Source organism: Winogradskyella poriferorum (assembly GCF_050618035.1).
Classification (GTDB): Bacteria; Bacteroidota; Bacteroidia; order Flavobacteriales; family Flavobacteriaceae; genus Winogradskyella; species Winogradskyella poriferorum_A.
In genome coordinates this window covers 1-246 of sequence record NZ_JBODPY010000072.1, presented here as the reverse complement: position 1 = coordinate 246, position 246 = coordinate 1, and the positions used below count along the sequence as shown (strand labels likewise).

The 246-nt window shown below is 47.6% G+C and carries 1 protein-coding gene; it reads left to right on the top strand.

Features of this window, described 5'->3' with window-relative positions; genetic code table 11:
* On the top strand, positions 1-246 hold a 246-nt coding region (pheA, locus tag ACRHOC_RS14970; protein ID WP_431159422.1), incomplete at both ends, for a chorismate mutase.

The following is a 246-nucleotide window of genomic DNA, read 5'->3' as shown; positions in this document are numbered from 1 at the left end:
ATTTTACGTGATCAGATTGACAGCATTGATCGGCAGATTCATCAGTTGCTTAACCAGCGCGCGAGTTGCGCTCAAAGCGTTGCTGAAGTTAAGCAAAAATATCAAGGTGATGTGAGTGCTGTGTTTTATCGTCCTGAGCGTGAAGCACAAGTCTTGCGTGCGGTTATGGAACGTAACGAAGGGCCCTTAGCTGATAAGGAAGTGGCACGCTTGTTCCGTGAAGTGATGTCTGTCTGTCTTGCGCTA